At 65.5% G+C, this 3,112-nt stretch carries 2 protein-coding genes and 1 pseudogene; 1 reads left to right on the forward strand and 2 read right to left on the reverse strand.

Features of this window, described 5'->3' with window-relative positions:
* Positions 1–48 precede the first annotated feature (48 nt).
* Positions 49–1,299, forward strand: a pseudogene (locus PV679_RS35875) (tyrosine-type recombinase/integrase); the annotation flags it as partial.
* 160 nt (positions 1,300–1,459) lie between these two features.
* On the opposite strand, the gene PV679_RS35880 reads toward PV679_RS35875, so the two are convergent.
* Positions 1,460–1,927, reverse strand: a complete 468-nt coding sequence (locus tag PV679_RS35880) for an SUKH-3 domain-containing protein (protein WP_319685476.1) — start codon at positions 1,925–1,927, stop codon at positions 1,460–1,462.
* 5 nt (positions 1,928–1,932) lie between these two features.
* A partial coding sequence (locus PV679_RS35885; protein WP_319685477.1) for a Hint domain-containing protein occupies positions 1,933–3,112 on the reverse strand: 1,180 nt, incomplete at its 5' end.

The raw sequence follows: 3,112 nt of genomic DNA on the forward strand, positions 1-3,112 counted from the left end.
ACGTGATCACCGCTTCGTCCCGGTCGACCGCCCCCTTTTCGGCGCCGAACCGTCTACCACCGCAAAGACAGACACTGGGAAGCCGCCAACTACGTCCTCGCCCCCGGCAACACCCGCAAGCGCATCCGCGTCTACGGCACCACCCGCACGGAAGCCCTCGCCAAACTCACCGAGAAAATCACCAACAGCAACCGCGGGGTCCCCGCGCCCTCCACACAGAGCAGCGTGGCTGCGTATCTGACGTACTGGCTGGAGAACGTCGCCGTCCGCCACCTCCGCGAGAACACTCACACCCGCTACACCGCCTGCGTCGACCAGCACCTGGTCCCCGGCCTCGACAAGAAGAAGCTCACCAAACTCACCGCCAAGGACATCCGCACCTAGCTCAACCAGCTCCGCACCACCTGCCAGTGCTGCACGCGCGACATCGACGCCCAGCGTCATGAGCCCCGCTGCTGCGCCGCCGGCCAGTGCTGCCACAAGGTGCTCTCCCCGCTGACGCTCTCCTACATCCACTCGGTACTCAAGTCCGGCCTGGAGCACACCGTGCGTGAGGAAGAGATCCCGCGCAACGTCGCCCGCAACGTCCGCACCGGCACCCCACGGCCCCGACGCTTCGAACCCCTCACCGTCGACGAAGCCCGCCGACTCCTCACCACCGCCCAAGGCCACCGGCTGCACGCCCTGTTCGAACTCGCCCTGCACACCGGACTCCGCAAGGGCGAACTCCTCGGCCTGCGCTGGGAAGACCTCGACCTGGCCGGCGCAACCGCCAGCATCCGCCGAACCCTCCAACGCACCAACAGCGGCGGCCTGACCGCCCTGCCGACCAAGACCCAGAGCTCGGAACGCCGCATCGCCCTGCCCACCGAGTGCCTGCGCTCCCTCGAACAGCACCGCGACCGGCAGCGTCAGGAACGTGAGGCGGCGGGAACCCGCTGGAAAGCGAGCGGCTACGTCTTCACCCGGCCCGACGGCTCCCCGATCGAGGGCGCCACCCTCACCAGGCACTTCAACACCCTGCTCCGCCGCGCCCAGCTGCGCCGCATCCGTTTCCACGATCTCCGGCACTCGGCGGCGACCCTCCTCCTGGAGCAGGGCGTCGAACTCGTCGTGATCAAAGAGCTGTTGGGGCACGCCCACATCGGCGTCACCGCCACCGTGTACGCCCACGTCCGGCTCCGCCTCCAACGCGACGCCATCAACCTCCTCGGCCACGCCCTCCGCAACCCCACCGAGGCCACCAGCAAGCCCAACGACGGCCACGAACCACCCTCCTGCGCAACCCCCGTCCGCTGACGTTGCCGTCAACTACTGCCGTCAAACGGCATCGAGCCCTCATCGACATCCCTGTCGATGAGGGCTCGTGCGGCTTTTTCAGGGTTCTTGACTCCTCAGCCGAGAGGGCGTCTAAAATTCAAATGAACCCAATTTCGGCAAAGGCGACGGCGCATCGTTCTCACTGAAGCGTCCACTCGCCCAATGGGATTGGGCGGACTCCAGCCTTCATCATCGAGAACATCGCATTGCAATCTTCCCCATATCGATAGACCGATGAATCGAACCCTGCGTAGAGCCTTCCGTTGCTTCCCGAATATACGGTCAGATGGAAGCTGTCCACTCCAATCGGAAACAGAGCGGCGCCAGCTACCTCTGCGCATCGCCGAGCCACGTCCGCATCACGGGTGGTGCACACGGCGGACGGATCGAAATGCGTCGAGCTTGAGATCCTCTCTCCGGCGATAACGAGGGCTGGAAGGTGGTCGATCTTCAGGCCGAGATATTCGCCCAAGAAGCTCCTTGCCTCCTCATGACAGGCGAAGCCGACACGTTCCAGACCCGCCACGATGGCATCCGCTTCACGACGTACCCCAGCCATCTCCCAGCCAAACGAGCTGAGGAATTCCTCTAGCTCCGACTCACGCATTCTTCTCACCTCGATAGGTCTGTCGCGCCGCGCCGAACAAGAACACTCTGACAGGATAGGCACGCCGCTTCTGGGGCACCCGTTGCGCTGCGAACGGTCAAGAATTCGATGTCACTCAACCGTAGCGAGCGTCCGACTTGATCCTCAAAATCGGCTCCATGTTCGGCGATCAGAGTATTGCAGGCCCGGATCTCTGCACAGTTATCAGCTCCGCGGCCGGCGATCTGCCCACCATCCGCGAGAGCGGAATCAATCTCGGGCTCGAAATAGGCTGGGCGGGACGAATGACCAGAGTGACCAGTGGAAACCATATCGGTACCCCGGAACCGAGCTGCTGCGCTCATCGTGGCGTCCGCAGGCGCCGATTGCGCTGCCGCTCTAGCCTCAGGTCCGCAATTGTGAACGAGGACCGGCGTGGTTCCCGCGAGCACATAGTACGTGTGGAGGTCACTGACGGTGAGGTTGTGGACCGTTTCGTCGGGGGCCGTCCAGTGTTCGACCGCTGTGATCTGGACGCGGGTGCCGGCGCCGGTGCGGAGCCACTGGCCTGGGCGGAGGTCGGTGGCGTCGATCCATTCGGCGAGTTCGGGGACCCAGAAGGGGTGGCCGTCGGTCGCCGTTACCCCGGCTGTTGCGGTGCCCTTCTCGCCGTCGGTGTCGATGACGACCTTGACCAGGTGCTTCAGACCCTGGCCCTTGATCTCCGCGGTGACCGTCTCAACGCGGGTCTCGCCCGTTCCCGGATCGGTCGCGACAACCTTGTCGCCCGGCTTGACCTCGTCGATCGGCTTCGTGGTGCCATCGGCCATCAGGACCTTCGTGCCCGCCACGAAACTGTTGTCGGGCGCCTCGCAGGAGCCACCCCCGCCCGCCTTGCCCGAACCGCCGCTCCCGCTGGAACCGCCGCCACTGGTGCGGGCCGTACCGCCCGAAGTACCGCCCGGCTTGCCACCACCGGCCTTGGAGGCGCCCCCGCCTCCACCGGACGCCTTCTGCAGGGAAACCTTCGGAGCAGCCTTCGCCTGGGCCTGTTTCCGGACCGCGTTACCGGTCTTCTTGGCCTGCGCCGCGGCCCGGTCAGCGACTCTCTTCGCCTGTTCCGCCGCCTTCTTCTTCGCCCTCTGAGCGGCTTCCCTCTTCGCCCTCTCGATCGCCGCCTTCTTGGCCCGAAGCGCCGCCGCCTCC

It is taken from the genome of Streptomyces sp. AK02-01A, from assembly GCF_033795305.1.
Lineage (GTDB): Bacteria > Actinomycetota > Actinomycetes > Streptomycetales > Streptomycetaceae > Streptomyces.

What these genes read in the sequence shown, in the direction of transcription:
- PV679_RS35880 (WP_319685476.1), bottom strand. Translation starts at nt 1,927, where the DNA reads ATGCGTGAGTCGGAGCTAGAGGAATTCCTCAGCTCGTTTGGCTGGGAG.